Origin of the sequence: Microbacterium terrisoli (genome assembly GCF_030866805.1) — a bacterium.
In the GTDB taxonomy this organism is placed as follows: Bacteria; Actinomycetota; Actinomycetes; order Actinomycetales; family Microbacteriaceae; genus Microbacterium; species Microbacterium terrisoli.
On the sequence record NZ_CP133019.1, the window covers coordinates 2,156,687 to 2,182,521 of the forward strand.

Here is a 25,835-nt window from a genome sequence, read left to right on the forward strand (position 1 = left end):
AGCGAAGGCCTCATTCGAAATGGCACGTGAGAAGAAGCGTCGCGCCGCTGGGCGCCGCAGTCGGCTGGCAGCCGTCGTCCTGATCGGCGTGGGTCTGCTGATGACCGGTGGCGTGTACGCCGGAGCATCGGCGGCCGTCGCCGCCACCACCAACGGCTCGCAGACGTCCGCGACGGCCTTGAGCGTCGAGGACGGCAAGAAGCTGTTCCAGGCGAACTGCGCCACCTGTCACGGCATGGACCTGCAGGGAACCGAAGCAGGCCCGTCGCTGTACGGCGTCGGAGAGCTCGCCGTCGAATTCCAGGTCTCCACGGGACGCATGCCGCTGGCCATGCAGGGGCCGCAGGCCCCGCAGAAGCCGCCGCAGTTCACCGAGGACCAGATCCGGGCGATGGCAGCCTACGTGCAGTCCGTCTCTCCGGGTCCGACGTACCCGTCCGAAGAGACGCTGGACGGCAAGGGCGACGTCGCCAAGGGCGCTGAGATCTTCCGCACCAACTGCGCGATGTGCCACAACGTGGCCGGCGCCGGCGGTGCGCTGACGGAGGGCAAGTTCGCCCCGGCGCTGAACACCACCAGCCCGCTGCACATGTACGCGGCGATGGTGACCGGTCCGCAGAACATGCCGGTGTTCAGCGATCTCAACCTGAACCTGGAGGACAAGCGCGACATCATCTCGTACCTGCTGTTCCTGCAGCAGCACGAGTCGATCGGCGGCTTCGCGCTCGGTTCGCTCGGCCCGGTCGCAGAAGGTCTGTTCATCTGGATCTTCGGCATCGGCACGCTGATCGGCGTCACGGTGTGGATCACCGCGAAGTCCAACTGACCCTACTTTTTCGACATTCCACGCACGAGGAGCACCATGGCACACGAGGAAGACCCGCTCGAGCACGAGAGGGCTTCGTGGAAGCCCTCCCCCGGGCTCGCCGTCGCGGTCCCCGACCCGGTGCAGAACAGCGAGTTGGCGCCGCATCGCGAGCGGACCACCGACACGGACCCGGCCGCCATGAACCGCGCCGTCCGCACGGTCTACACGCTGTTCTACCTGTCGGTGGCCGCCAGCATCTGGGCGGTGGCCGCATACCTGATCTTCCCGATCGAAGACGGCCAGGTCGTCGCCATCCGCCACAACAACATGTTCATCGGACTCGGCATCGCCCTGGCGCTGCTGGCGGTCGGCATCGGCGCGATCCACTGGTCCAAGGCGATCATGTCCGACAAGGAGTTCGTCGAGCCTCGGCACGCGACCCGTGGTCGTGACGCGACCCGCGAGGCATCCATCAAGGCGTTCGCAGACGCGAACGAAGAGTCGGGCTTCGGCCGTCGCGCCATGGTGCGCAACTCGATGTTCGCCGCGTTGGTGGCCTCTCTCGTTCCGGGGATCGTCCTGTTCCGCGGTCTCGCGCCGCACAGCTCACCGTCCGAGCCACACGCCGGCGACCCGGTCTATCTGCTCAGCCACACCATGTGGAAGAAGGGGATGCGCCTCGCGCACGACCCGAGCGGTGTTCCGATCAAGGCGTCCGACGTCACGCTCGGTTCGGCGTTCCACGTGATTCCCGAAGATCTGGCGAAGCTCACTCCGAGCGAGGGCTACCTCGACCAGAAGGCCAAGGCGATCGTGCTGTTGATGCGTCTGCCCGTCGACCAGCTGCACCCGGCACCGGGACGTGAGAACTGGGGCTTCGACGGCATCGTCGCCTACTCCAAGGTCTGCACGCACGTCGGCTGCCCGGTCGCGCTGTACGAGCAGCAGACCCACCACCTGCTCTGCCCGTGCCACCAATCGCAGTTCGATGTCTCGCACAACGCTGAGGTCATCTTCGGCCCGGCGGCGCGCCCGCTGCCGCAGCTGCCGATCGAGGTCGACAGTGAGGGCTACATCGTCGCCAAGAGCGACTTCCACGAACCCGTCGGTCCGAGCTTCTGGGAGCGTCATTGAGTACCGCATCCGCCACCTCCCGGTTCCAGGAGGACGCCAAGGAGAAGCCGCTGGGCGGCCGCTTCGTCGGTTGGGCATCCAACTACATCGATGAGCGCACGAGCCTCTCCGGCTTCGTGAAGGAACTCGGCCGCAAGATCTTCCCCGACCACTGGTCGTTCATGCTCGGCGAGATCGCGCTGTGGAGCTTCGTCGTGATCCTGCTCTCGGGCACGTTCCTGACGTTCTTCTTCCAGGCATCGCAGGTCGAGACGCACTACATGGGCTCGTACATCCCGATGCGCGGGGTCGAGATGTCCGCAGCATTGGATTCGACGTTGCGGTTGTCGTTCGACATCCGTGGCGGACTGCTCGTGCGGCAGATCCACCACTGGGCGGCGCTGGTGTTCATCGCCGGCATCGGCGTGCACATGCTGCGTGTCTTCTTCACGGGGGCGTTCCGCAAGCCCCGTGAGCTGAACTGGGTGATCGGCTTCATCCTGTTCGTCCTCGCCATGGGCGAAGGCTTCACCGGATACTCGCTGCCCGACGATCTGCTCTCGGGCAACGGCCTGCGCATCATCGACGGAATGGTCAAGGGCCTGCCGCTGATCGGCACCTGGACCTCGTTCCTGCTGTTCGGCGGTGAATTCCCGGGCGACCAGATCGTGGGTCGCCTCTACACGTTGCACATTCTGCTGCTGCCGGCGATCCTGGTCGGGCTGCTCGTGCTGCACCTCATGCTGATGGTCATCAACAAGCACACGCAGTTCGCCGGCCCCGGCCGCCAGAACAGCAACGTCGTGGGCTACCCGATGATGCCCGTCTACATGTCGAAGATGGGCGGCTTCTTCTTCATCACCTTCGGTGTGATCGTGCTGATCGCATCGCTGTTCACGATCAACCCGATCTGGAACTACGGCCCGTACGACCCGTCTCCTGTCTCGGCGGGCACCCAGCCCGACTGGTACATCGGCTTTGCCGACGGCGCTCTGCGTCTCGTGCCCCCGCATCTCGAGTTCGTCTGGCTCGCCCACACCTGGTCGTTCAACATCATCCTGCCGGTGCTGGTGCTGGTGGTCTTCATCCTCCTGGTGATGATCTACCCGTTCATCGAGGCCTGGGTCACCGGTGACAGGCGCGAGCACCACATCGCTCAGCGCCCCCGCAACGCCGCAACGCGGACGGGCATCGGCGTGGCCGGCGTGATCTTCTACGCAGTGCTGTGGGCCGCCGCCTCGTCGGACCTCATCGCCACGCACTTCTCGCTGACGATGGAGGGTGTGATCCACAGCCTCCAGGCTCTGCTGATCCTCGGACCGATCGTCGGATACTTCGTCGCCAAGCGCATTGCCATCGCGCTGCAGAAGAAGGATCGTGAGATCGTGCTGCACGGGTACGAGTCCGGCCGCATCGTGCGACTGCCCGGTGGTGAATTCGTCGAGGTGCACCGCCCCGTCGAGCACTTCGACCGATTCAAGCTCGTCGACTACGAGACCTACCAGCCGCTCATCGTGCGTCCGAACGCGAAGGGTCGGATCGGCTTCTGGCAGAACGTCCGGGCGGGGATGTCACGGTGGTTCTTCGAGGATCGCCTGAGCCCGGTGACGCAGGGACAGCTCGATGCGGCCGTGGAGCATCAGCACCACACACTGGCCGAGATGACCACTGTCGCCGACGCCGAGATCCAGGCCGCGCACGAGCGCGCCGGTCACCCTGAGGCGCCGTTGCACGTGGCCGGCATCGACGGCAAGACCGGTGAGATCCCCGTCGTGGCCACGACCGTCCTCGCCGAGGACGAGCCTGAGGGCGACGGCAAGAAGTAGTCTTCTCGCGACGCTGAGAGCCCCGGACCGCCATGCGCGGTCCGGGGCTCTTTCCGTCTGGACGCCCCGGCCCCGCCCCTCCCCGTGCTCGTCACTCGCCCGGCCGACCCGGCGCCCACGTCCCACGGCGGCCCCACACCCTCCACGTCAGTGAGCTGACGGTAGTGGCCGGAATCGTCCGCACGATTCCGGCCACTACCGTACCCCGCGCCGGGGTTCTCTGAGCACCACGCGTCCGGGACGCCGCACGGGTCCGGGGTGGGCGGAGTCGTGAACGACATTGTCGATGCAGACAGCGTGCGTGTCACGTGCGTGCGCGGTAACGCGGTCCGGTGAGGTTCCGCCCGGACCGCCGCATCCGGCGCTCGTCACCATCGCCCGACGTCCGGCGAGTCGCGGTCATGCCATCCCGCATCCGTGAGTTGACAGAACTGGCCGGAATGATCGGTGCGGTTCCGGCCATTTCTGTCAACTCGCGTACCGGCGCTGACCATGCGCAGGGACACGGCGGCGCAGACGGGGAGACGGCGGCGCAGACGGCGACAAAGCGGCGCAGACGGGACACGGCGGCGCATGACAGAGGGCCGCCGACCCGGATGACCCGGTGTCAGCGGCCCTCTACGGCTGTCTCAGCGCGCGAAGTACCCGCGGTAGTACTCGTAGACCCAGCCGACGATCGCGACGACGAACACGGCCACACCGATCGGCATCATCCACGTGCCGATCGCGAGACCTAGGATCGCAATACCTGCCGAGAAGGCAAGCACCAGCGGCCACCAGGACCACGGCGAGAACTCGCCGACTTCGGGGTCACCGTCGTCGATGTCGGCGGTCGGGATGTCTGCGGGCAGTTCGCCACCCTGTGCGTGATGCACCCGACCGATATAGAACGCGATGAGTGCGGCCATGAAGCCGACGAACAGCAGTGCGATCGTGCCGACCCACTCCACCCCGTGGTTCCACGGCAGGTCCGGGTGGGGCAGGATGCTCCAGATCGTATAGACGATCGACATCACCACGAAGAATGCACAGATGACCCACCAGATACCAGCATTCGCACGCATTACTTCGCCTCTCCACTTGCCCCCGCGCCGACCAGCGCGGCACCGGCCGGCTCCATGACCTCCGGGTGATTCAGATCGAACGCCGGGCGCTCGCTGCGGATGCGCGGGATCGAGGTGAAGTTGTGCCGCGGCGGCGGGCAGCTCGTGGCCCACTCCAGCGACGCACCGTAGCCCCACGGGTCGTTCACCGTCACCCTCGGCGCGTTGCGTGCGGTGATCCACACGTTCAGCAGGAACGGGATCATCGACGAACCCAACAGCATCGCGCCGATCGTCGACACCTCGTTCATCCAGGTCCAGCCGTCCGACGGCGCGTAGTCCGCGTAGCGGCGGGGCATGCCGTCCACACCGGCCCAGTGCTGGATCAGGAACGTCATGTGGAAGCCGATGAACAGCATCCAGAAGTGCACCATGCCGAGGCGCTCATTGAGCATCTTGCCGGTCCACTTCGGCCACCAGAAGTAGAAGCCGGCGAACATCGCGAACACCACCGTGCCGAAGACCACGTAGTGGAAGTGCGCGACCAGGAAGTAGGAGTCGGACAGGAAGAAGTCCAGCGGCGGCGAGGCCAGGATCACGCCGGTCAGGCCACCGAACACGAACGAGGTCAAGAACCCGATCGAGAAGACCATCGGCGTCTCGAACGTGATCGAGCCGCGCCACATCGTGCCTATCCAGTTGAAGATCTTCACACCCGTCGGAATGGCGATCAGCATCGTCATCAGCGAGAAGAAGGGCAGCAGCACGCCACCGGTCACGTACATGTGGTGCGCCCACACCGACACCGACAGCGACGCGATGGCGATCGTGGCATACACCAGCGTCTTGTAGCCGAAGACGGGCTTGCGGCTGAACACCGGGAAGATCTCGGACACGATACCGAAGAACGGCAGCGCGATGATGTAGACCTCCGGATGGCCGAAGAACCAGAACAGGTGCTGCCACAACAGGACACCGCCGTTGGCGGAGTCGTAGATATGGGCCCCGAGCACGCGGTCGGCGGCAGCGGCGAGGATCGCGGCGGCGAGCACCGGGAAGACCATGATGATCAGGATGCTGGTGATCAGCGTGTTCCAGGAGAAGATGGGCATGCGCCACATCGTCATGCCGGGGGCGCGCATCGTGATGACGGTCGTGATGAAGTTCACGGCGCCCAGGATCGTGCCGAACCCGCTCATGCCCAAGCCGAGCATCCACAGGTTGCCACCGGCTCCCGGCGAGAACGTGGCATTGGCCAGCGGCTGGTAGGCGAACCACCCGAACGCCGCGGCGCCCTGCGGCGTGAGGAACCCGGCCGTCGCGATCGTCGAGCCGAACAGGTACAGCCAGAACGCGAACGCGTTCAGGCGCGGGAAGGCGACATCCGGCGCACCCAGCTGCAGAGGCAGGATCGCGTTGGCGAAGCCGGCGAACAGCGGCGTCGCGAACATCAGCAGCATGATCGTGCCGTGCATCGTGAACAGCTGGTTGAACTGGTCCTTCGTCGGGATGATCTGCAGTCCCGGCGCGAACAGCTCGGCGCGAATGATCAGCGCCATCACCCCGCCGAGCATGAAGAACATCACCGAGGCGATCAGGTACATGTAGCCGATCGTCTTGTGGTCAGTGGAGGTGATCCACTTGACGACGATGTTGCCCTTCTGCTCCACGCGGGTGGCGCTCATCAGCGCCGCCTGGCGCGGAGGCAGCGTGGATCTGTGGCCTTGTGCGGACTCCTGCAATGGGAGCGTGGTCGCCATATCAGTTGTTCCCCTTGTTCTGAGCGCCAGTACCGGGTTCGTTGCCGAGCCGGTCGTAACCGTCCGTGATGTCGCCGGTGTTTCCCTCGTCGCGCAGTTCCGTCAGATGCTGCTGGTATTCAGCCGCGCTCACGACCTTGACGCGGAACAACATGGCCGAGTGGTACTCGCCGCACAGCTCCGCACACTTGCCCTGGTAGGTGCCTTCGCGGGTCGGGGTGAACGACCACGAGTTGTCCCTGCCGATGTAGAGGTCCTTCTTGTACAGGAAGTCGATGACCCAGAACGAGTGCGCGACGTCACGCGACTCGAGGTCGATGCGCACGGTCTTGTCGACGGGAAGGTACAGCGTGGGCAGCGCATCCTGGTCGACGTTGCCGTTCTTGTCGGGCTGTGCCTGCGTGCCCATCGACCAGACGGCGTCGGAGTTGTCAGAGGCCTGGCCGTTGTACTGGAAGTCCCACGACCACTGCTTGCCGATCGCCACGACCGACACGTCGGGGTGCTGATCCTGCGTCTCGATGATCGTCTGGTCACGTGCGGTGAATGAGAACATGCCGGCCACGAGGATGAGCGGGATCACCGTGTAGAAGATCTCGATCGGCATGTTGTAGCGCAACTGCACCGGCAGGCCCGTCTGACCCTTGCGACGACGGTAGGCGATCATCGCCCACAGCATGAGGCCCCACGTGATCAGACCGACCACGAGCAGCACGATCCACGAGTTGGTCCACAGCGAGGCGACCATGTCGGTGCGGTTGGTCGCGGGTTTCGCGTTCGGGTCCGCGAACCCGGGCAGATACCCGTGTAGCTGGGTGGACGTGCATCCGGCCAGCAGAACGGCCGCGGCACCCCCCACCGGGAGAGCGAGCCAGCGCAGGCGACGTTTCGAGGGCACGATGCACCTTTCCGGAATCATGGTTTCGACAGTGGCAAGTCTAGAGCAACCTCCCACCGGATTCTGGCCATTCGTCCAGCCCGGAAGCAGGGACGCATGGTGTTCGGCCCACCCTCCGCGGGTACGCCGAGCACCGGCCGAAGCCGACGAGGTCACCGTGTGATCAGTGGAAGCTGTCGCCGCACGCGCAGGACCCCGCAGCGTTCGGGTTGTCGATCGTGAAGCCCTGCTCCGAGATCGTGTCCTTGAAGTCGATCGTCGCGCCGTCGAGGTACGGGACGCTCATGTCGTCGACGATCACTTCGACACCGTCGAAGTCGACCGTGCGGTCACCATCGAGGACCCGTTCGTCGAAGTACAGCTGGTAGATCAGACCCGAGCAGCCTCCGGGCTGCACGGCGACACGCAGTCGCAGGTCATCGCGCCCTTCCTGGGCCAGCAGGCTCTTCACCTTGTCTGAGGCGGCATCGGTCAGCAGCACACCGTGCTCGCTCACCGTCTGTTCCGTGGTCAGTGCCGTGTCTGTCATGTGAATCCTCCAGGTCTGGCAGAAGCGGGGCGGACGCCCAAGAGTCTACGCCCGCGCACACGGCCGCGGCCGCGTCCGAGGCCGTGTCATCGCGGACCGCCGGGTCACATTTCGCGGGCGTCCAGCCGTTCCAGCAGCAGCGCTTCGGACAGCAGTGCGTGACGGAAAGTGTCCAGGTGCAGCGATTCGTTCGGACTGTGGGCCCGCGCATGCGGGTCTTCGACACCGGTGACCAGGATCTGGGCGTCGGGGAACTCGCGCACCAGGTCGGAGATGAAGGGAATGGAGCCGCCCACGCCCAGGTCCACCGGCGCGACGCCATATCCGTCCTGCATGGCCGCGCGCGCGTCTTGCACGGCCCAGCCGCTGGTGTCGACGAGGAATCCGTCCCCGAAGTCGACATCGACGAACTCGAGTTGGGCGCCGAACGGCGCATGCGCACGCAGATGCGCTGCGAGCGCCTCGTACGCGTCACGGGCGGACTGCCCGGGGGCGATCCGGGCACTGATGACGACGCTGACCTCGGGGCTGAGCGTGTTCGAGGCGTTCACGACGCTGGGCGCATCGATGCCGGTCACGGTGATCGACGGCTTGTTCCAGATGCGGCTGAGGATGCTGTCGCGCCCGATGGGCTGGACCCCCTGCGGAAGTCCTGCCTCATCACGCAGCGTCGCCTCCGAGTAGTCCGGGGTCGCCGCGTCGCGCACGGCGAGGCCCTCGACGGCGACGGCGCCCGCGTCGTCCCACAGCGTCGCCAGAAGCGTCACCGTCGCCATCATCGCGTCGGGCACCGCTCCCCCGAACATGCCCGAGTGCGACGCGTGCTCGAGAGTGCGCACCTTCAGCGTGAAGCGGGCGTTGCCGCGCAACGAGACGGTGACCGCCGGGGTCACGGCATCCCAGTTGCCCGAGTCGGCGACCACGATCACGTCGGCTCGCAGCGCATCGGCGTTGTCGGCGAGGAACTGTGCGAACGAGCGGGACCCTGCCTCTTCTTCTCCCTCGATGAACACGGCGATGCCGAGATCGAGATCGTCTCCCAGCGCCGCCCGCAGAGCCCGCAGTGCGCCGACGTGCACCATGATGCCGGCCTTGTCGTCGGCGGCCCCCCGCCCGTACAGGCGGCCGTCGCGCACTGTCGGCTCGAACGGCGACGACGTCCAGAGCCCTTCGTCTCCGACCGGCTGCACGTCGTGGTGCGCGTACAGCAAGATGGTCGGCCTGCCGTTGCGGGCTGCGCGCGTGGCCAGCACCGCGGGCATGCCACGCTCCTCGGTTCCGGGGATGGCCGCATCGCGGATCTCGACACGCTCGAACAGTCCGATGCCTTCCATGAGCTCGCGCACCGCCTCGGCGGAGCGCTGCACATGTGCGCGGTCGAAGCCCGCGAAAGCGACCGACGGGATGCGCACGAGACTTCCCAGGTCGGCCAATGCTGAAGGGATGCCGCTGTCCGCGGCATCGCGGACGGCTTGGGGTCGGGACAGCTCAGATGTCATGCGGGTAATCTTAAGGGAACCCGTTCACAGAGACCGAGGATCATCCGTGTCCAAGAAGACAGCCGAACCCGCCGCCGAGGACGCCACCGACGACGTCACGAACTCTGGAAAGGGACGGCCGACCCCGACGCGGGCCGAGCAGGAGGCCGCGCGCAAGCGGCCGCTCGTGCCCGACACCAAAGAAGCCCGACAGCGGCAGAAGGCAGACATGGCCACCCAGCGCGAGCGCGCGCGCATCGGCATGGCCGCCGGCGAAGACAAGTACCTGCCGGTCCGCGACAAGGGCCCTCAGCGCCGCTTCGTGCGCGACTACATCGATGCCGGCTGGCACCTGGGCGAGCTGATCATGCCGCTGATGATCCTCGTGATCGTCACGATGGTCGTGCAGATCACCGAGATCCAGCTGATCAGCATGCTCATCCTGTGGATCTTCGTGCTGCTGGTGATCATCGACATGGTCGTCACCTCACTGCGCGTCAAGCGCGCGGCGGGTCGCAAGTTCGGGAGCAAGCGCGAGCGCGGGCTCGGCTGGTACGGCGCGATGCGCACGATCCAGATGCGCTGGATGCGGCTGCCCAAGCCTCAGGTCAAGCGCGGCCAATACCCGCACTGAGCCCGCGGTTGATCTGACGCGCCCAGAAGGGCCCCCGGTACAGGAAGGCCGTATAGCCCTGCACGAGGTCTGCTCCAGCCTCCAGCCGCTCCTGCACGTCGGCGGCCGTTTCGACCCCTCCCACGGCGATCACGGCGAAGTGCGCGGGAACCACGGCGCGCACCTGGCGAAGCACGGCCAGCGCGCGCTGCTTCAGCGGCGCACCCGACAGTCCGCCCGCTCCGGCCGCGGCAACGACCGCCGGGTCCGAGATCAGGCCCTCGCGTGAGATGGTCGTGTTCGTGACGATGATGCCCGCCAGGCCCTCCTCGACGGCCATCGACGCGATCGCGGCGATCTCGTCGTCCGGCAGGTCCGGGGCGATCTTCACCAGGAGCGGCGTCGTGCCCGCGGCATCCTTCACCGCCTGCAGCAGCGGCCGCAGCGTCTGAACCGCCTGCAGCCCGCGCAGTCCCGGCGTGTTCGGCGAGGACACATTGACGGCGAGGTAGTCGGCCAGCGGAGCAAGCAGCGTCGCGCTGCGCACATAGTCGGCAGTGGCGTCGGCGACGTCCACCACCCGGCTCTTGCCGATGTTCACGCCGATCACGCTGCGCGGGCGCGGACTGCGTCGCAGCTTGGCCAGACGTGCGGCGGCCGCCGCCGCTCCGCGGTTGTTGAAGCCCATGCGGTTGATGACGGCGCGGTCGGGGATCAGCCGGAACAGGCGCGGCTTGGGATTGCCGTCCTGCGGGATCGCCGTGACGGTGCCGACTTCGACGTGACCGAAGCCGAGGGCAGTCAACCCGCGCACGCCGACGACGTCCTTGTCGAACCCCGCAGCGACGCCGAACGGCGAATCGAACGTCAGGCCGAGCACCGACGTGCGCAGTGCGGCGTCGGGGGCCGTCAGCCGGCGCGTCACGCCGGCGAAGACCCGCATGCCGAGCAGGCGGACGACGGCCATGCCGCTGTGATGCGCGAATTCCGCATCGAGGTGGGAGAGAACCATGCGGAAGAGGAAGGGATACATCCCCTCCAGCGTATCGGTCAGTCCTCCACTGCCCCGCCCGCGGCATGGTCGGCCCGCAGCCGTGCGATGGCCGCATCGAAGTCGTCGAGCGAGTCGAACGCCTGGTAGACGCTCGCGAAACGCAGATACGCGACCTCGTCGAGCTCCCGCAGCGGGCCGAGGATCGCCAGTCCGATGTCGTTCGTGTCGATCTGGGCGGCGCCGGTGCCGCGCACCGCCTCTTCGACCTTCTGCGCGAGGATCGCCAGGTCGTCGTCGGTCACCGGCCGGCCCTGACACGCCTTGCGCACACCCGCGGCGACCTTCTCACGACTGAAGGGCTCGGCGACACCGGAGCGCTTGAGCACGGTCAGGCTCGCGGTCTCGACGGTCGAGAATCGTCGGCCGCACTCGGGGCATTGCCGACGACGGCGGATCACGAGGCCGTCATCGCTCGTGCGCGAATCGATGACGCGGGAATCGGGGTGGCGGCAGAAGGGGCAGTGCATCAGGCGACAGACTACCCCGCGAACCTCGCGGTGACCGCTTCGCCGTGAGCGGGCAGCGCTTCAGCCTCGGCCAGGGCGACGATGTGGTCGACCACGTCGGCCAGCGCATCGCGCCCGTAGGTGATGACCTGCTGCGGGCGCAGGAACGTCGCAGCCGACAGCCCGGGGGCATAGCGCGCCTGTCCCCCGGTGGGCAGCACGTGGTTGCTCCCGGCGAGGTAATCTCCCAGGCTCACCGGCGAATAGGCCCCCACGAAGATCGCCCCCGCATTCACGAACCGCTCGGGCCGCGGATCGGCCACGTGCAGCTCGAGGTGCTCCGGCGCGTACGCGTTGGTGAACGCCGCGGCGGCGTCCTGATCGTCGACCAGCACGATCGCCGATTGCACGCCGTCGAGCGCCTCTCCGGCGCGGGCGCCGTTGCGTGTGGCCGCCACGCGCGCGGCGACCTCGGAGTGCACGCGCCCGGCCAGCTCGGGGCTGTCGGTGACCAGCACCGCCGACGCCTGCTCATCGTGCTCGGCCTGGCTGATCAGATCCACCGCGATCAGCGTCGCGTCGGCTGCCTCATCGGCCACGATCAGGATCTCGGTGGCGCCCGCCTCGGCGTCCACTCCCACCAGCCCCGCGACGGCGCGCTTGGCGGCAGCGACGAAGTTGTTGCCCGGCCCCGTGACGACGTCCACGGGGTCGAGACCGAACGAGGCCACACCGTGGGCGAAGGCTCCGATCGCGCCGGCGCCGCCCATCGCGTACACCTCGTCGATTCCCAGCAGCTTGGCCGCGGCCAGGATGTCGGGGTGCACCCGACCCGAGAACGCCGCCTGCGGTGGGGAGGCCAGGGCCACCTGTCCGACTCCGGCGATCTGGGCGGGGACCACATTCATGACCACGCTGGAGGGGTAGACCGCCTTGCCGCCGGGGACGTAGACGCCGGCGCGGCGCACCGGCTGCCAGCGCTGCTCGATGCGCCCGGATGCCGCCCCGCCGCCGGTCTCGGCGGCGATCTCGGTCACGACCGGTGCCGGCACCTGGGCGCGTGAGGCGATCCGCACGCGACGGATGGACTCCTCCAGGGCCGCCCGCACAGCGGGGTCGAGCTGCGCGAGAGCGTCGTCAAGGTGCGAAGCGGGCACACGGATCGCGTGCCCCTGCACCCGATCGAACCGATCGGCCTGCTCTCGCAGCGCGGCCTCGCCGCGCGCGGCGACGTCGAGCACTATCTGGCCGGCGGCGGCCAGCGCGTCCGCGCGGGCCGCCTGTGCGCGCGGCACCGCCGCGAGAAGATCAGCGGCCGACAATGAGTGACCCCGGAGGTCGATGATGCGCAGCATCGTTCCAGGCTAGTCGGTGGGCCCGTGTGCTCCTTCGGTCATGACGAGGCCGCGCGCGATCTGCGCGGGGCGTCAGCCGCGCGTGACCCCCGACACGTCGTTGAGCAGGCCGACCCGGCCGTCTTCGTGGCGGACGACGTACGAAGACCCACGGTCTTCGATGACGAGGGCCCAGGCGGTCGGGCCGATGCGGAACAGCGCGGTGCCGTTCTCATCGACGACGTCGCGCTCCTCGGGTACAAGCGCCCAGAACGCCTGACGCGAGGCCGCGGGAACGGCGCTGGTCGCGTCTTGGTCGGATGCCGCCTCCTTCGACATGCCGCCGCCGGCGGGCACATCGTCACCGGCGGCCGCCGCGTCGACTGCAGAGGGCGTTGCAGACGCATCATCCGCCTCGGCGGGAGTCGTCGCCTGCGGTGCGACCGTCGCCTGTGCCGCCTCTGCGGGTGCAGCCGCTGCCGGCGCGGTCCGTTCCGGAGCGAAGGCATGGGCGGGAACCGGCGACAGCACCGGCTTGGGCCGGGGCGCGACCGGACGCGCCAGGCGCGCGCTGCGATGTGAGACGGTCTCGGGGCGGTGCCGGAAGTCGTCCGAGAGCCCCGGGATGAACGGGGCGAACACCGTCAGCACGACGCCGGCGAGCATGAGCACCAGCTCCACCCACGGCACCCAGGTCGTGACCCACGGCACACTGACCACGGCGATCCCCGTCTGCGAGCGCACGCCTCCGCCGGCGATGACTACCGCGACCTGCAACCACAGCATCTGCAGCCAGACGACTGCTGCGACGCTGAAGGCGACCGAGGCGAACTGGTCGATGCCCAGCGAGCCGACACGACGGATGCCGGTGGGCGAAAGTCGGCGCAGCACGAGCAGGAAGACGGCCCACCGGTCGGCACGACCGATTGCGAGGATCCAGTCGATGCCGTGCGTCCACACCGAGCTGAACACGTACGAGCTGTTCGAGAAGAACGAGACGACGAATGCGACGATCCACACACCGGCGAGGATCACTTCGCGCAACGAGAACGGCCCCGACGCCGTACTGCACCGGGGTCGTGTCTTCGGCGGCCTGGGCGTCGGCCACCGGAAACGCCGTCGCCCTCGTGCTAGCGCCGTGACCGGCGGCATCCGTCAGTCATGCATCATCGTGCGCGTTGACGCCCTGCCGCGGGTCTGTGTGCTGTTCGTCGGTCACAGGGTCTCCTTCCGATGGCCGCGGCGCGTGTCGGCCCGGCGCCGTCCGATCCTATCTGAGCGGTCACCCGAGACAATTGGGACCGAGCAATCCCTTGAGCTCTCCATAGAGATCTGCTGTCACATGCACAGGCATCGGCACCTCGAACACCTTCGCCGTGCCGCCGCGATACAGCCGCAGCGTCACCTCGGTGTCGCCGTGGTGTCGCTGAAGCATCTCGGCGAGATCGCCCACCACGCGCTGGGTGGCGCGATGCTCGGGCATGGTCAGCGTGAGTGGCCCGGATGCGTCCGCCACCCCGAGGTCGGGTGAGAAGCACGATTGCGCGTGCAGGTTCAGCCCATCGTCGCGCCGCGACACCCGGCCGCGCACCACCAGGATCGAGTCGGCCTGCAGCATGGTCTGGAACTCGGTGTAGGTCTTGCCCATGAACATGACCGTCACCTCGCCGTTGAAGTCCTCGACGGTGATCATGCCGTAGGGGTTGCCGCTCTGCTTGGCCACACGGTGCTGCACGCTGGTGACCAGCCCCGCGACGGTGACCTGGTCGCCGTCGCGCATGTCCTCGCTGCTGAGCAGATCGTGGATGTTGATCGACGCGTGCTTGGCGAGCGGAATCTCCAGCCCCGCCAGCGGGTGGTCCGAGACATACAGCCCGAGCATCTCGCGCTCGAAGGCGAGCTTGTCCTTCTTGGTCCACTCCGGACGATCGGGCACCTTGCTGTCGTGCTGCGGCTCGTCGTCGCCCCACAACGAGTCGAAGTCGAATCCGACCTCGCCGTGCGCCTCGCGACGCTTGTCGAGCACCGCGGCCTCGGTCGCGTCTTCGTGGATCTCAACGAGGGCACGGCGCGTGGCGCCCATCGAGTCGAATGCACCGGCCTTGATCAGCGATTCCACCGTGCGCTTGTTGGCGACGTGCGGCGGAACCCGGCGCAGGAAGTCGTGGAAGGTCGTGTATGGGCCTTCTTGCCGGGCTTGGACGATGCCGTCGACGACGTTGGAGCCGACGTTGCGGATCGCGCCCAGACCGAACCGGATGTCCTCCCCCACGGCCGCGAAGTACTTGATCGACTCCGAGACGTCCGGCGGCAGCACTTTGATGCCCATGCGCCGGCACTCGTTCAGATACAGCGCGAGCTTGTCCTTCGAGTCCCCCACGCTGGTCAGCAGAGCCGCCATGTACTCGGCCGGGTAGTGGGCCTTCAGATATGCCGTCCAGTACGACACCAGGCCGTAAGCGGCGGAGTGGGCCTTGTTGAACGCGTAGTCCGAGAAGGGCAGCAGGATGTCCCACAGCGCCTTGATCGCGCCCTCGCCGTACCCGCGGTCGATCATGCCCTGGTGGAAGCCTGCGTATTGCTTGTCGAGCTCGGACTTCTTCTTCTTGCCCATCGCGCGGCGCAGGATGTCGGCCTGGCCGAGCGAGAACCCGGCGACGCGCTGGGCGATGGCCATCACCTGCTCCTGATAGATGATCAGGCCGAAGCTGGTCTCGAGGATGTCTTGCAGCGGCTCGGCCAGCTCCGGATGGATCGGCGAGATCTCCTGCTGACCGTTCTTGCGCAGTGCGTAGTTGATGTGCGAGTTGGCACCCATCGGTCCCGGTCGATACAGCGCGATGACCGCCGAGATGTCTTCGAAGTTGTCGGGCTTCATCAGCCGCAGCAGCGACCGCATCGGCCCGCCGTCGAGCTGGAACACGCCGAGTGTGTCGCCGCGCGAAAGAAGGTCGTACGACTCGCGGTCATCCAGCGGCAGCTCTTCGAGCACCAGCGGATGCCCGCGGTTGGCTTCGATGTTGTCGAGCGCGTCGTTGATGATCGTGAGGTTTCGCAGCCCCAGGAAGTCCATCTTGATCAGGCCGAGCGTCTCGCAGGACGGATAGTCGAACTGCGTGACGATCTGACCGTCCTGCTCCCGCTTCATGATCGGGATGATGTCGGTCAGCGGATGACTGGACATGATGACGCCGGCCGCGTGCACGCCCCACTGACGCTTCAGGTTCTCCAGACCCACGGCGGTGTCGAACACGGTCTTGGCATCGGGGTCGGTCTCGATGACCGTCCGGAACTCGGATGCCTCTTTGTAGCGCGGATGCTTCGGGTCGAACATGCCGCCCAGCGGCATGTCTTTGCCCATCACCGCCGGCGGCATCGCCTTGGTGAGCTTCTCACCCATGCTGAAGGGGAAGCCGAGCACGCGCCCGGCGTCCTTCAGCGCCTGCTTGGCCTTGATCGTGCCGTACGTGACGATCTGGGCGACCCGGTCGTCGCCGTACTTCTCGGTGACGTACTGGATCACCTCGCCGCGACGCCGGTCGTCGAAGTCAACGTCGAAGTCGGGCATCGAGACGCGGTCGGGGTTGAGGAACCGCTCGAAGATGAGCCCGTGGTTGAGCGGGTCGAGGTCGGTGATCCGCATGGCGTACGCGGCCATGGAGCCGGCACCGGACCCGCGTCCGGGGCCGACGCGGATGCCGTTGTCCTTGGCCCAGTTGATGAAGTCGGCCACCACGAGGAAGTAGCCCGGGAACCCCATCTGCGCGACGACGCCGCACTCGTAGTCGGCCTGCTTGCGCACCGCGTCGGGGATGCCGTCCGGGTAGCGGAAGCGCAGCCCCTTCTCGACCTCTTTGATGAACCAGCTCTCTTCGGTCTCGCCGTCGGGCACGGGGTAGCGCGGCATGTAGTTCGCACCCAGGTTGAACTCGACGTTGCAGCGCTCGGCGATCAGCAGCGTCGTGTCGCAGGCTTCGGGGTGGTCGCGGAACACCTGCCGCATCTCGGCGGGCGACTTGACGTAGTAGCCGTCGCCGTCGAACTTGAATCGCTTCGGGTCGTCGAGAGTCGAGCCGGACTGCACACACAGCAGCGCGGCGTGGCTGGTAGCGTCGTGCTGGTGCGTGTAGTGCAGGTCGTTGGTGCCCACCAATGGGATCTGCAGGTCTTTCGCGATCTTCAGCAGGTCGCCGATCACGCGCCGCTCGATCGACAGACCGTGGTCCATGATCTCGCAGAAGTAGTTGTCGCGGCCGAAGATGTCTTGGAACTCGGCGGCTGCCGCACGCGCCGCGTCGTACTGACCGAGCCGCAGGCGGGTCTGGATCTCACCAGACGGGCACCCCGTGGTGGCGATCAGCCCCTTGCTGTAGCTCTGCAGCAGTTCGCGGTCCATCCGCGGCTTGAAGTAGTAGCCCTCGAGGCTGGCCCGGCTCGAGAGCCGGAACAGGTTGTGCATGCCCTCGCTGGTCTCGCTGAGCAGGGTCATGTGCGTGTACGCACCCGAACCCGAGACGTCGTCGTCGTTCTGCTCGGGGGTCCCCCACCGCACGCGCGCCTTGTCGGAGCGGTGCGTACCCGGAGTCACGTACGCCTCGATGCCGATGATCGGCTTGATGCCGGCCGCCTTGGCGGTCTTGTAGAACTCGAACGCCGCGAACGTGTTGCCGTGGTCGGTCACCGCGATCGCCGGCATCTCGAGCCGGGCGGCTTCTTCGACCATCGATCCGATGCGGGCGGCACCGTCCAGCATCGAGTACTCGCTGTGCACGTGCAGGTGAACGAAAGAATCGGATGCCACGAGATCGAGTCTACGTACCGGCTCCGACCTCGGCGCCCGGCGCGGCGGTCAGCGGTCAGTCTTCGCGCAAGATGTCCAGCGCATGCTGGAAATCGGCCGGATACGGCGACTCGAATGACACCCGTTCGCCCGCGCGGGGGTGCGTGAACGCGAGCCTATGCGCGTGCAGCCACTGCCGCGTCATGCCCAGCCGCGCCGACAGCGTCGGATCCGAGCCGTAGAGCGGGTCGCCGACACAGGGATGCCGATGCGCGGCCATGTGCACGCGGATCTGATGCGTGCGGCCGGTCTCGAGGTGGATCTCCAGCAGAGATGCCCCGCGGAACGCCTCGATCGTCTCGTAGTGGGTGATCGAGTCCTTGCCGTCGGGCGTGACAGCGAACTTCCACGGGTGCGAGCGGTGCCGACCGATGGGGGCATCGATCGTGCCCGCCAGCGGATCGGGGTGGCCCTGCACGACCGCGTGGTAGATCTTCTCGACCGTGCGCTCTTTGAACGCGCGCTTGAGCGCGACGTAGGCGCGTTCGCTGGATGCCACGACCATCAGACCGCTGGTTCCGGCATCCAGCCGATGCACGATCCCCTGCCGTTCGGCAGGTCCCGTGGTCGCGATGCGGAATCCGGCCGCCGCCAGCGCCCCGAGCACCGTCGGGCCCCCCCACCCCAGCGACGGATGGGCGGCCACGCCCGCCGGCTTGTCGACGACGACGATGTCGTCGTCGGAGTACACGATGCCCAGGTCCGGCACCGCGACCGGCACCACCACGGGCTCGGCCTTCGGCGTCCACGACACATCGACCCACGAACCGGCGTGCAGCCGATCGGACTTGCCGGCCGTACGCCCGTCCACGCTCACGCCGCCGGCGTCTGCGACCTCGGCCGCGAACGTGCGCGAGAAGCCGAGCATCTTCGCCAGAGCGGCATCGACCCGAGAGCCGGCCAGGCCGTCGGGCACCGGAAGCGTGCGGGACTCCACCTCAGTCCTTCGAGGACGTGTCGGCCTTGGACGCCTCGCCCGCGTCATCACCCATGGTCGAGGCGTGCTTGTCTCGCGTGCCGTCCAGGCGCAGCCCCGTGAGCACGAGGATCGCCACGGCCACCATCATCGTCGTGATGAACATGTCGGCCACGTTGAAGGTCGCGGGCATCATCCACGGCATGTTGATGAAGTCGACGACGTGACCGACCGGGAAACCGGGCTCGCGGAACAGCCGATCCGACAGATTGCCGAGCACGCCGCCCAGCAGCAGGCCCAGAACGATGGCCCATGCGCGGGAGTGCACCCGCGTGCCCACCAGCCAGATGATCACCAGAGCGACCACGGCGAGGGCGATCGTGAACAGCCAGGTCACGCTCTCGCCGAGGGAGAAGGCCGCACCGGCGTTCTTGATCAGGAAGAAGATCAGGAAGTCCCCGATCACGTGCACACCTTGCTCGAACGGCAGGTGCTTCAGCGCGAGGTACTTCGTGAACTGATCGGCGACCAGCACCAGCGCCGACAGAACGACGACGATGGTACCGGCCGCGACCGTCCGCAGAGGGGCGCGGCCACTCACCGCCGGCCCTACAGGCCGACGGACGAGACCGGCGTCGGGCCGGAAGCGTTCGCCGTGGTCTCGAGCTCGCGCAGCTTGCCTTCGATGTAGCTGCGCAGCTGGGCGCGATAGTCGCGCTCGAACGTGCTCAGCTCGGAGATGCGGCTCTCCAGAGCTGAGCGCTCCTTGTCGAGGCGGGCGATCTCGTCACGGCCACGGGCTTCGGCCTGCGACACGATCGTGGCCGCCTGCGCCTGCGCATCGGCGATGAGCTTGTCCCGCTGGGCCTTGCCCTCGGCGACGTGCTCGTCGTGCAGACGCTGAGCCAGCTCGATGATGCCGGCGCTCTGGCTCGCACCGCCGACGGCCGCAGGCTGCACGGCCGGCGCTGCGGCAGCAGGTGCCTGCTCGGCGGCGGCCGGTGCGGGGGCGGGCTGACCGGACTCGAGGGCGGCGATCTTCGCCTTGAGCTCTTCGTTCTCAGCCAGGGCCTTGCGCCACTCGACGACGACCTCGTCGAGGAAATCGTCGACCTCGTCGGGGTCGAAACCCTCCTTGAACCGGACGTGCTGGAACTGCTTGGTGACGACGTCATCCGGAGTCAAAGGCATTTCTTCCTCGTTTCGGGGCTCGTTGTGAACGTGATGCTGACCGATGTCTGGGCACCCCGGCCCAGTGAACCGGTGTTACCTGGACAGCATAGTCGGCGCTGTGACGGGGTGCGAGGAGGGCACTCACAGAAACGTGAGAGCACGCACGATCGACATCAGGATGAAGCAGGCGATCAGCACGATCGTGAAAGCGAGATCGATCGCGATCGAACCGATGCGCACGGGCCGCACGAACCGGCGGAGGAACCGGATCGGCGGATCGGTGATGGTGTAGACCACTTCGGCGGCGATGAGACCGGCGCCGCTCGGGCGCCACCCTCGATTGACGAGCGGGATGATGTCCAGCACCATCCGTGCGAACAGCGCCACGACGTACAGCAGCAGCAGCCAGTAGACGACGGCTGCTATGACATGGACGATCTGCACGCCGCGTCAGTGCTGGGTGAAGGGCGTGACGTCGGGATCGGCCTGGGCGACCGTGCCGTCGCCGGACAGCGCGACGTTCTCGGGTGAGAGCAGGAAGACCTTGCTCGTCACGCGCTCGATGCGGCCGTACAGCCCCAACGACAGCCCACTCGCGAAGTCCACGAGGCGGCGCGCGTCGGCGTCGCTCATCTGCGACAGGTTGATGATGACCGGGATTCCCTCACGGAAGTTCTCGGCGATCAGCTGTGCGTCGCGATACTGCTTCGGGTGCACGGTGAGGATCTCGCTGACAGCGGCAGGGGCCGGCTGGCGCACGACGGCGGGCCGGTGGATGGGCGTGACCGGGGCCGGAGCCTTCTCGATGGTCTTGGCCGTGCTGTGCGGTGCGGCGGTGGGCTCGTCTTCGATCTCTTCTTCGTCGGCGAGGCCCAGGTACACCATGGTCTTCTTGAGCGGGTTCGACATCGCATCCTCCGTTTGCTTGTCTGAGTCGAGGCTAATCGTGCACGGGTCGCGGTCCCGTGATTGCCGAGCCGATCCGCAGGTGTGTCGCACCGGCGGCGATCGCCTCGCCGAAGTCGGCCGTCATCCCGGCCGAGATCCAGTCGGCATCCGGCACCACGGTGCGAAGGCGCTGCGCGAAGCCTGCCAGTCGTGCGAACGCGGCGGCCGGCTCCTCGTCGAGCGGAGCGACGGCCATGATCCCGCGCACGCGCAGGGTGCGGCATCCCGCCGTGTGCTCGGCCAGCCGCTCCAGCTGTGCGGGAGCCACCCCTCCGCGATCCGGATCCTGGGTGAGGTTGACCTGCAGCAGCACGTCCAGCACGGCGTCGGTGTCTTCGCCGGCGCGTTCGAGCGCGTCGGCGAGTCTGTCACGGTCGAGCGAATGCACGACGGATGCCGCCGCCCGAATGGCGCGCGCCTTCTTGGTCTGCGCCTGCCCGATGAAGTGCCACCGCAGATCGGTCAGCGTCGCCAGTTCCGCCGTCTTGCCGGTCAGCTCCTGCTGCCGGTTCTCGCCCACGTCGCGCACTCCGAGACGGTGGAGCTGCGCGACCAGTGCGGCCGGATGGAACTTGGTGACGACGATCCGCGTCAGCGAAGCCGGATCGCGGCCCGCCGCGCGCGCGGCATCGGCGATGCGCGCGTCGACTGCGGCGAGCCGCGAGGCGAGGTCGTCCACTACTTCAGGAAGTCGGGGATGTCGAGGTCGTCGTCGCCGAACGCCGAGTCGTAGCCCGTTTCGGCGACGACCGCGACCGGCACGCTCTTGACTGCCGGCTTCTGGTCGGAGCCGTCCTTCGGCTCGTCGCCCGCGTTCCGGGATGCGGCCTCATCGGCCGTCGTCGCCGGCAGCGCCGGTGCCGTGCGGCTGCCGATCATCGGCTCGATGCGCGCCTGCGGCTCGCCGCCGTCGAAGCCCGCCGCGATGACCGTGACCCGCACCTCGTCGCCCAGCGTGTCGTCGATGACCGTGCCGAAGATGATGTTCGCTTCGGGGTGCGCGGCCTCCTTGACCAGCTGCGCGGCGTCATTGATCTCGAAGATGCCGAGGTTGGATCCGCCCTGCACCGACAGCAGCACGCCGTGCGCACCCTCGATCGAAGCCTCCAGCAGCGGAGATTCGACGGCGAGCTCTGCCGCCTTGATCGCGCGATCCGCGCCGCGGGCCGAGCCGATGCCCATCAGGGCCGAGCCCGCCCCCTGCATGACCGACTTGACGTCGGCGAAGTCGAGGTTGATCAGACCGGGCGTGGTGATCAGGTCGGTGATGCCCTGAACGCCGGCCAGCAGCACCTGGTCCGCGGTGGCGAACGCCTCGATCATCGAGATGCCGCGGTCGCTGATCTCCAGCAGCCGGTCGTTGGGCACCACGATGAGCGTGTCGACCTCTTCTTTCAGCTTGGCCACACCGGCTTCGGCCTGACTCTGGCGCCGACGGCCCTCGAACGAGAAGGGCTTGGTGACCACGCCGATCGTGAGAGCCCCGATCGACTTGGCGATCTTGGCCACCACGGGCGCGCCGCCCGTTCCCGTGCCGCCGCCCTCGCCTGCCGTGACGAAGACCATGTCGGCCCCGGCGAGGGCCTCTTCGATCTCTTCGGCGTGGTCTTCGGCCGCACGCCGACCCACTTCGGGATCGGCACCCGCACCGAGCCCGCGCGTGAGCTCGCGCCCGACGTCGAGCTTGATGTCGGCGTCGCTCATGAGCAGCGCCTGCGCGTCGGTGTTGACGGCGATGAACTCGACACCGCGCAGCCCCAGCTCGATCATGCGGTTCACGGCGTTGACACCACCGCCGCCGACGCCGACCACCTTTATCACTGCGAGGTAGTTCTGGTTCTGGCTCATGCCGGCCTCCGTCTCGTCCCGAACCAAGCTGTAAACCTTCAACCTCATCTAGAGGTTTAAAGAATTGCCCGGTATGCAATTCCTTTTGATTGAAGATAAGCGGAGGGGGCACGACAGCCCGCGACGCCGTGGGCGTGTCGCGAAGAGCGAGTCGAAACTCCCCCGATCGGGCGCACGCTGTCGCTACTTCACGAGGACCGCGTCAGGCGATGACACATCGTACAGACCCGTCTTGGCCGGTGGGTACCGTTTCATCAGCGCCTTCAGCACCAGCACCTTCCGCCCGGAGTCGTCCTCGCCGCCCCACATGACCTTCGATCCGGTCTTGCCCAGCGTGAGCGTCACGTCATCGGGGGTGGATGCCGACACCGCGGTGACCAGTGCACGCAGATCAGATGGCAGAGAGCGGATGACGAGCCCCGTCGAGCGGAAGGCATCCGAGTCCACTCCCCCGGTCACCGTCAGCACCGGTTCACCTTCCGGCGCCGTCGCCGTGGTCGACAGCGCCACTCCGGCAGCATCCACGAGCGTGTAGCCGGCGGGACCCGTCACCACACCGACGGGTGTGCGCTCCACGATCCGCACGACCAGCTCGTGCGGAGGTCTGGCCTGCAGCGTGTAGGTCTCCACGAGCGGAAAGCGCACGAGCGCGGCCTTGACCGCCGCATCGTCGACCAAGGGCAGCGGCGTTCCCAGCTGCGAGGCCAGGGCGTGTTCGACGGCGGCAGCCTTCAGGCTGTGCGCGCCGACCACTGAGATGCGCTGCACGGCGAACAGCGGACTGTACGCCACGCCGAACGACCCGGCGATGAGCACCGCGAAGGCGACGGCCACACAGATCCAGATGGCGCGGCGCCGGCGCTGGCGCCCGGTGAACCGGCGCACCTCGGCGCGCAGCGCCCGACGCCGTGCGCGGGCCGCCCGCCACACATCACGCATCCCGACGATGCCGTCGTCCGCGACAGAGCCGGCGCCGGCTCCCGCGTCGAGGCCGGCACCCGCGCCGGCCCCCACTGCCGGGCCTGTGGCGTCAGCGACGCCGGCATGCTCCCCGCCGGCCGGACGGTCACCGTCCGGTGCCGCACCGCCGGCGAGCGCAACCACCCGGGCCGCGGCATCCCGCCCCGTCTCGTCCGTGCCGTCCACGCCGGGCGACGAGGCCCCACCGGCTGCGGACGGCCGCGGCGCGGGCCGTGCCGGAGCGGGAAGCGGTGCGGGCCGGCGCATGGGCTATCCCTGGTCGGCCGCGGCGGGGGTCCGGCCGAGCGCCTCGAGCACCTGCGGGATGATCTGATACACGTTGCCGCAGCCGAGGGTGATGACGTAGTCGCCGTCACGGGCGATCGAGGCGGTGTAGTCCGCGGCATCCTGCCAGTCGGCCACATAATGCACGTTCGACGGGTCGGCGAAGTCGTCGCTGACGAGCTTGCCGGTCACACCGGGCACCGGGTCCTCGCGCGCACCGTAGACGTCCAGCATGACGGTGTGATCGGCCAGGTGCTCGAGCACCTCGGCGAACTCGTGGTGCATCTGCTGCGTGCGCGAGTATGTGTGCGGCTGCTGGATCGCGATGATCCGCCCCTCGCCGACGACGCTGCGCGCGGCGGTGAGGGCCGCGGCGACCTCGGTCGGGTGGTGTGCGTAGTCGTCGTACACGCTGACCCCGCGCTGGACGCCGTGCAGCTCGAACCGGCGCACGGTGCCGGTGAAGCCCTCGATCGCGTGCACGGCGTCGGCCAGGTCGAACCCCAGCGTGAGCAGCACGGCGGCGGCCCCCGCGGCGTTGACCGCATTGTGTGCTCCCGGCACCGGCAGACGCGCGGCGACCGAGACCCCGCCGTGCGAGACGGTGAACGTGACAGGCCCGTCGGTGCGGATGTCACTCACGCGCACGTCGGCTGCGGCATCCTGCCCGAACGTCACGATGTGCGCGTGTGCCAGCTGGGCGCGCACACGGGTGGCGCCCGCGTCGTCGGCCGAGATGACCACGGCCTCACGCGCCTTGTCGGCGAAGCGTGCGAACGCGTCGTAGAACGCATCGGCGGTGCCGTAGTGGTCCAGGTGGTCGGGGTCGACGTTGGTGACCAGCGCCACCGACGTGTCGTACAGCTCGAACGTGCCGTCGGATTCGTCGGCCTCGATCACGAACAGCTCGTCGGACCCGGTGCCGCTGGAAACGCCGAGCTGGGCGATCACTCCCCCGTTGACGAATGTCGGGTCGGTGCCCAGTGCCTGCAGGGCCGTGACGATCATGCCCGTCGAGGTTGTCTTGCCGTGCGCGCCGGCGACCGAGACCAGACGGCGACCGCCGATGAGCCAATGCAGCGCCTGCGAACGGTGGATGACCGCGAGCCCCCGCTGCCGGGCGGTGACGTATTCGGGATTGGTCGGCCAGATGGCGCCGGTGTGGATGACGGTATCGGCGTCGCCGAGGTGCGCTGCGTCGTGCCCGACGTGCACGTCGGCGCCGAGAGCGGCCAGAGCCCGCAGGTTCGCGCTGTCGGCACGGTCGGAGCCGGAGACCCGGATGCCGCGGGCCAGGAACATGCGCGCGAGCCCCGACATGCCGGATCCGCCGATGCCGATGAAGTGCGCAGCGTGGATGTCGTCGGGGATGGGAAGGCTCAGGTCGGGTCTGATCATGACGGATCCATCCTAGATTGGCCCGGCGATGCCCCCGGGCGTGGCGCGCTGTGAGGTGGCTGGGCGGGATGCCGCGGTCCGGCCGCAGGCACGCGGTGTGACGCTGATCCAGACGGTGGTACAAACGGGTATGGACGCCGAGCAGACCCTGCACATCGATCCGGCGAACGCTGCACCGCCGTTCGAGCAGCTGCGGGCGCAGCTGGTGGCCACCATCGCCTCGGGTGGACTGGTCGCCGGTGAGCGTCTGCCGACCGTGCGTCGCCTGGCCGACGACCTGGGTCTGGCCACGGGCACCGTGGCGCGCGCGTACCGCGAGCTCGAGGCATCCGGCATCATCGAGACCCGGGGACGCGCGGGGAGCTTCGTGAGCCTGGACCGCGACCCGCTGCGTCAGCAGGCGCAGCGGGCGGCTGCCGCGTTCGCGGAGCAGATCCGCGGTCTCGGGCTCGACGCCGACGAGGCACTCGCCCTGGCTGCAGCGGCCCTGCGCGCGGGCGCGTGACGCCGACCCGCGCGTGCGGTCCCCGACCGGGCAGTCTGCGCGATCTCGAGGCACCGGGCG

The 25,835-nt window shown here is 67.8% G+C and carries 24 protein-coding genes; 5 read left to right on the forward strand and 19 right to left on the reverse strand.

The window, feature by feature from the left end; all coding sequences use genetic code 11:
• Window positions 1-19 precede the first annotated feature (19 nt).
• From qcrC to qcrB, 3 genes are read left to right on the forward strand one after another with little or no spacing between them, the layout of a single operon-like run.
• Window positions 20-826 (forward strand): cytochrome bc1 complex diheme cytochrome c subunit, encoded by an 807-nt coding sequence (gene qcrC / locus QU603_RS09590; protein WP_308491165.1) that lies wholly within the window; start codon window positions 20-22, stop codon window positions 824-826.
• A gap of 36 nt (window positions 827-862) precedes the next feature.
• Entirely contained in the window at window positions 863-1,942 is a 1,080-nt protein-coding gene (gene qcrA, locus QU603_RS09595; RefSeq protein ID WP_308491166.1) for a cytochrome bc1 complex Rieske iron-sulfur subunit, read from the forward strand.
• The gene (gene qcrB, locus QU603_RS09600; protein WP_308491167.1) at window positions 1,939-3,747 is read left to right on the forward strand and encodes a cytochrome bc1 complex cytochrome b subunit; all 1,809 of its coding nucleotides are present in this window, start codon (window positions 1,939-1,941) and stop codon (window positions 3,745-3,747) included. Before qcrA ends, qcrB begins: the two co-directional genes overlap by 4 nt.
• A gap of 629 nt (window positions 3,748-4,376) precedes the next feature.
• Here the strand turns inward: qcrB and QU603_RS09605 are convergent.
• From QU603_RS09605 to QU603_RS09625, 5 genes are all read right to left on the reverse strand, one after another.
• Complete coding sequence (locus QU603_RS09605) at window positions 4,377-4,811, reverse strand: cytochrome c oxidase subunit 4 (protein ID WP_308491168.1); 435 nt, start codon at window positions 4,809-4,811, stop codon at window positions 4,377-4,379.
• The gene (gene ctaD / locus QU603_RS09610; RefSeq protein WP_370655295.1) at window positions 4,811-6,550 is read right to left on the reverse strand and encodes an aa3-type cytochrome oxidase subunit I; all 1,740 of its coding nucleotides are present in this window, start codon (window positions 6,548-6,550) and stop codon (window positions 4,811-4,813) included. Before ctaD ends, QU603_RS09605 begins: the two co-directional genes overlap by 1 nt.
• 1 nt (window position 6,551) lies before the next feature.
• Window positions 6,552-7,448, reverse strand: coding sequence for an aa3-type cytochrome oxidase subunit II (gene ctaC / locus QU603_RS09615; RefSeq protein ID WP_308491170.1), 897 nt, complete (start codon window positions 7,446-7,448; stop codon window positions 6,552-6,554).
• A gap of 163 nt (window positions 7,449-7,611) precedes the next feature.
• A complete protein-coding gene (gene erpA / locus QU603_RS09620) occupies window positions 7,612-7,977 on the reverse strand; it encodes an iron-sulfur cluster insertion protein ErpA (protein WP_308491171.1) in 366 nt (121 codons plus the stop codon).
• A 104-nt stretch (window positions 7,978-8,081) separates the two neighbouring features.
• Complete coding sequence (locus tag QU603_RS09625; protein ID WP_308491172.1) at window positions 8,082-9,476, reverse strand: dipeptidase; 1,395 nt, start codon at window positions 9,474-9,476, stop codon at window positions 8,082-8,084.
• 46 nt (window positions 9,477-9,522) lie between these two features.
• Here QU603_RS09625 and QU603_RS09630 point away from each other — a divergent pair, with 46 nt between their 5' ends.
• Window positions 9,523-10,089, forward strand: coding sequence for a DUF3043 domain-containing protein (locus QU603_RS09630; protein ID WP_308491173.1), 567 nt, complete (start codon window positions 9,523-9,525; stop codon window positions 10,087-10,089).
• Here the strand turns inward: QU603_RS09630 and QU603_RS09635 are convergent.
• The 14 genes from QU603_RS09635 to murC form a co-directional block, all read right to left on the reverse strand.
• On the reverse strand, window positions 10,064-11,101 hold the full coding sequence (locus QU603_RS09635) for a quinone-dependent dihydroorotate dehydrogenase (RefSeq protein ID WP_308491174.1): 1,038 nt from the start codon (window positions 11,099-11,101) through the stop codon (window positions 10,064-10,066). The two genes, QU603_RS09630 and QU603_RS09635, sit on opposite strands and share 26 nt — an antisense overlap.
• A gap of 17 nt (window positions 11,102-11,118) precedes the next feature.
• Window positions 11,119-11,589, reverse strand: coding sequence for a transcriptional regulator NrdR (gene nrdR, locus QU603_RS09640; RefSeq protein ID WP_308491175.1), 471 nt, complete (start codon window positions 11,587-11,589; stop codon window positions 11,119-11,121).
• An 11-nt stretch (window positions 11,590-11,600) separates the two neighbouring features.
• Window positions 11,601-12,923 (reverse strand): histidinol dehydrogenase, encoded by a 1,323-nt coding sequence (gene hisD, locus QU603_RS09645; protein ID WP_308491176.1) that lies wholly within the window; start codon window positions 12,921-12,923, stop codon window positions 11,601-11,603.
• Window positions 12,924-12,995: 72 nt separating this feature from the next.
• Complete coding sequence (locus QU603_RS09650; RefSeq protein WP_308491177.1) at window positions 12,996-13,922, reverse strand: hypothetical protein; 927 nt, start codon at window positions 13,920-13,922, stop codon at window positions 12,996-12,998.
• 262 nt (window positions 13,923-14,184) lie between these two features.
• The gene (gene dnaE / locus QU603_RS09655) at window positions 14,185-17,703 is read right to left on the reverse strand and encodes a DNA polymerase III subunit alpha (RefSeq protein ID WP_308491178.1); all 3,519 of its coding nucleotides are present in this window, start codon (window positions 17,701-17,703) and stop codon (window positions 14,185-14,187) included.
• Window positions 17,704-17,758: 55 nt separating this feature from the next.
• A complete protein-coding gene (locus tag QU603_RS09660; RefSeq protein ID WP_308491179.1) occupies window positions 17,759-18,679 on the reverse strand; it encodes an RluA family pseudouridine synthase in 921 nt (306 codons plus the stop codon).
• A 1-nt stretch (window position 18,680) separates the two neighbouring features.
• Entirely contained in the window at window positions 18,681-19,259 is a 579-nt protein-coding gene (gene lspA, locus QU603_RS09665) for a signal peptidase II (RefSeq protein WP_308491180.1), read from the reverse strand.
• Window positions 19,260-19,267: 8 nt separating this feature from the next.
• Complete coding sequence (locus QU603_RS09670; protein ID WP_308491181.1) at window positions 19,268-19,849, reverse strand: DivIVA domain-containing protein; 582 nt, start codon at window positions 19,847-19,849, stop codon at window positions 19,268-19,270.
• 123 nt (window positions 19,850-19,972) lie between these two features.
• The gene (locus tag QU603_RS09675; protein WP_308491182.1) at window positions 19,973-20,275 is read right to left on the reverse strand and encodes a YggT family protein; all 303 of its coding nucleotides are present in this window, start codon (window positions 20,273-20,275) and stop codon (window positions 19,973-19,975) included.
• A gap of 6 nt (window positions 20,276-20,281) precedes the next feature.
• Window positions 20,282-20,740 carry a cell division protein SepF gene (locus QU603_RS09680; protein WP_308491183.1) on the reverse strand — a complete coding sequence of 153 codons (459 nt, stop codon included), beginning with the start codon at window positions 20,738-20,740 and terminating at the stop codon, window positions 20,282-20,284.
• 31 nt (window positions 20,741-20,771) lie between these two features.
• The gene (locus tag QU603_RS09685; RefSeq protein ID WP_308491184.1) at window positions 20,772-21,458 is read right to left on the reverse strand and encodes a YggS family pyridoxal phosphate-dependent enzyme; all 687 of its coding nucleotides are present in this window, start codon (window positions 21,456-21,458) and stop codon (window positions 20,772-20,774) included.
• Window positions 21,458-22,627, reverse strand: coding sequence for a cell division protein FtsZ (gene ftsZ, locus QU603_RS09690; protein ID WP_308491185.1), 1,170 nt, complete (start codon window positions 22,625-22,627; stop codon window positions 21,458-21,460). Before ftsZ ends, QU603_RS09685 begins: the two co-directional genes overlap by 1 nt.
• A gap of 183 nt (window positions 22,628-22,810) precedes the next feature.
• The gene (locus QU603_RS09695) at window positions 22,811-23,854 is read right to left on the reverse strand and encodes an FtsQ-type POTRA domain-containing protein (RefSeq protein ID WP_308491186.1); all 1,044 of its coding nucleotides are present in this window, start codon (window positions 23,852-23,854) and stop codon (window positions 22,811-22,813) included.
• Window positions 23,855-23,857: 3 nt separating this feature from the next.
• Entirely contained in the window at window positions 23,858-25,270 is a 1,413-nt protein-coding gene (gene murC / locus QU603_RS09700; protein ID WP_308491187.1) for a UDP-N-acetylmuramate--L-alanine ligase, read from the reverse strand.
• 130 nt (window positions 25,271-25,400) lie between these two features.
• On the opposite strand from murC, the gene QU603_RS09705 reads away from it, so the two are divergent.
• Window positions 25,401-25,775, forward strand: a complete 375-nt coding sequence (locus tag QU603_RS09705) for a GntR family transcriptional regulator (protein ID WP_308491188.1) — start codon at window positions 25,401-25,403, stop codon at window positions 25,773-25,775.
• Window positions 25,776-25,835: the final 60 nt, after the last annotated feature.

Bases quoted from the DNA above. Each gene is read 5' to 3' on its own strand.
- qcrC (WP_308491165.1), top strand. From the start codon at position 20: ATGGCACGTGAGAAGAAGCGTCGCGCCGCTGGGCGCCGCAGTCGGCTG.
- qcrA (WP_308491166.1), top strand. From the start codon at position 863: ATGGCACACGAGGAAGACCCGCTCGAGCACGAGAGGGCTTCGTGGAAG.
- QU603_RS09605 (WP_308491168.1), bottom strand. From the start codon at position 4,811: ATGCGTGCGAATGCTGGTATCTGGTGGGTCATCTGTGCATTCTTCGTG.
- ctaD (WP_370655295.1), bottom strand. From the start codon at position 6,550: ATGGCGACCACGCTCCCATTGCAGGAGTCCGCACAAGGCCACAGATCC.
- erpA (WP_308491171.1), bottom strand. From the start codon at position 7,977: ATGACAGACACGGCACTGACCACGGAACAGACGGTGAGCGAGCACGGT.
- QU603_RS09625 (WP_308491172.1), bottom strand. From the start codon at position 9,476: ATGACATCTGAGCTGTCCCGACCCCAAGCCGTCCGCGATGCCGCGGAC.
- QU603_RS09635 (WP_308491174.1), bottom strand. From the start codon at position 11,101: ATGTATCCCTTCCTCTTCCGCATGGTTCTCTCCCACCTCGATGCGGAA.
- nrdR (WP_308491175.1), bottom strand. From the start codon at position 11,589: ATGCACTGCCCCTTCTGCCGCCACCCCGATTCCCGCGTCATCGATTCG.
- hisD (WP_308491176.1), bottom strand. From the start codon at position 12,923: ATGCTGCGCATCATCGACCTCCGGGGTCACTCATTGTCGGCCGCTGAT.
- QU603_RS09670 (WP_308491181.1), bottom strand. From the start codon at position 19,849: ATGCCTTTGACTCCGGATGACGTCGTCACCAAGCAGTTCCAGCACGTC.
- QU603_RS09680 (WP_308491183.1), bottom strand. From the start codon at position 20,740: ATGTCGAACCCGCTCAAGAAGACCATGGTGTACCTGGGCCTCGCCGAC.
- ftsZ (WP_308491185.1), bottom strand. From the start codon at position 22,627: ATGAGCCAGAACCAGAACTACCTCGCAGTGATAAAGGTGGTCGGCGTC.
- QU603_RS09695 (WP_308491186.1), bottom strand. From the start codon at position 23,854: ATGCGCCGGCCCGCACCGCTTCCCGCTCCGGCACGGCCCGCGCCGCGG.
- murC (WP_308491187.1), bottom strand. From the start codon at position 25,270: ATGATCAGACCCGACCTGAGCCTTCCCATCCCCGACGACATCCACGCT.
- QU603_RS09705 (WP_308491188.1), top strand. From the start codon at position 25,401: ATGGACGCCGAGCAGACCCTGCACATCGATCCGGCGAACGCTGCACCG.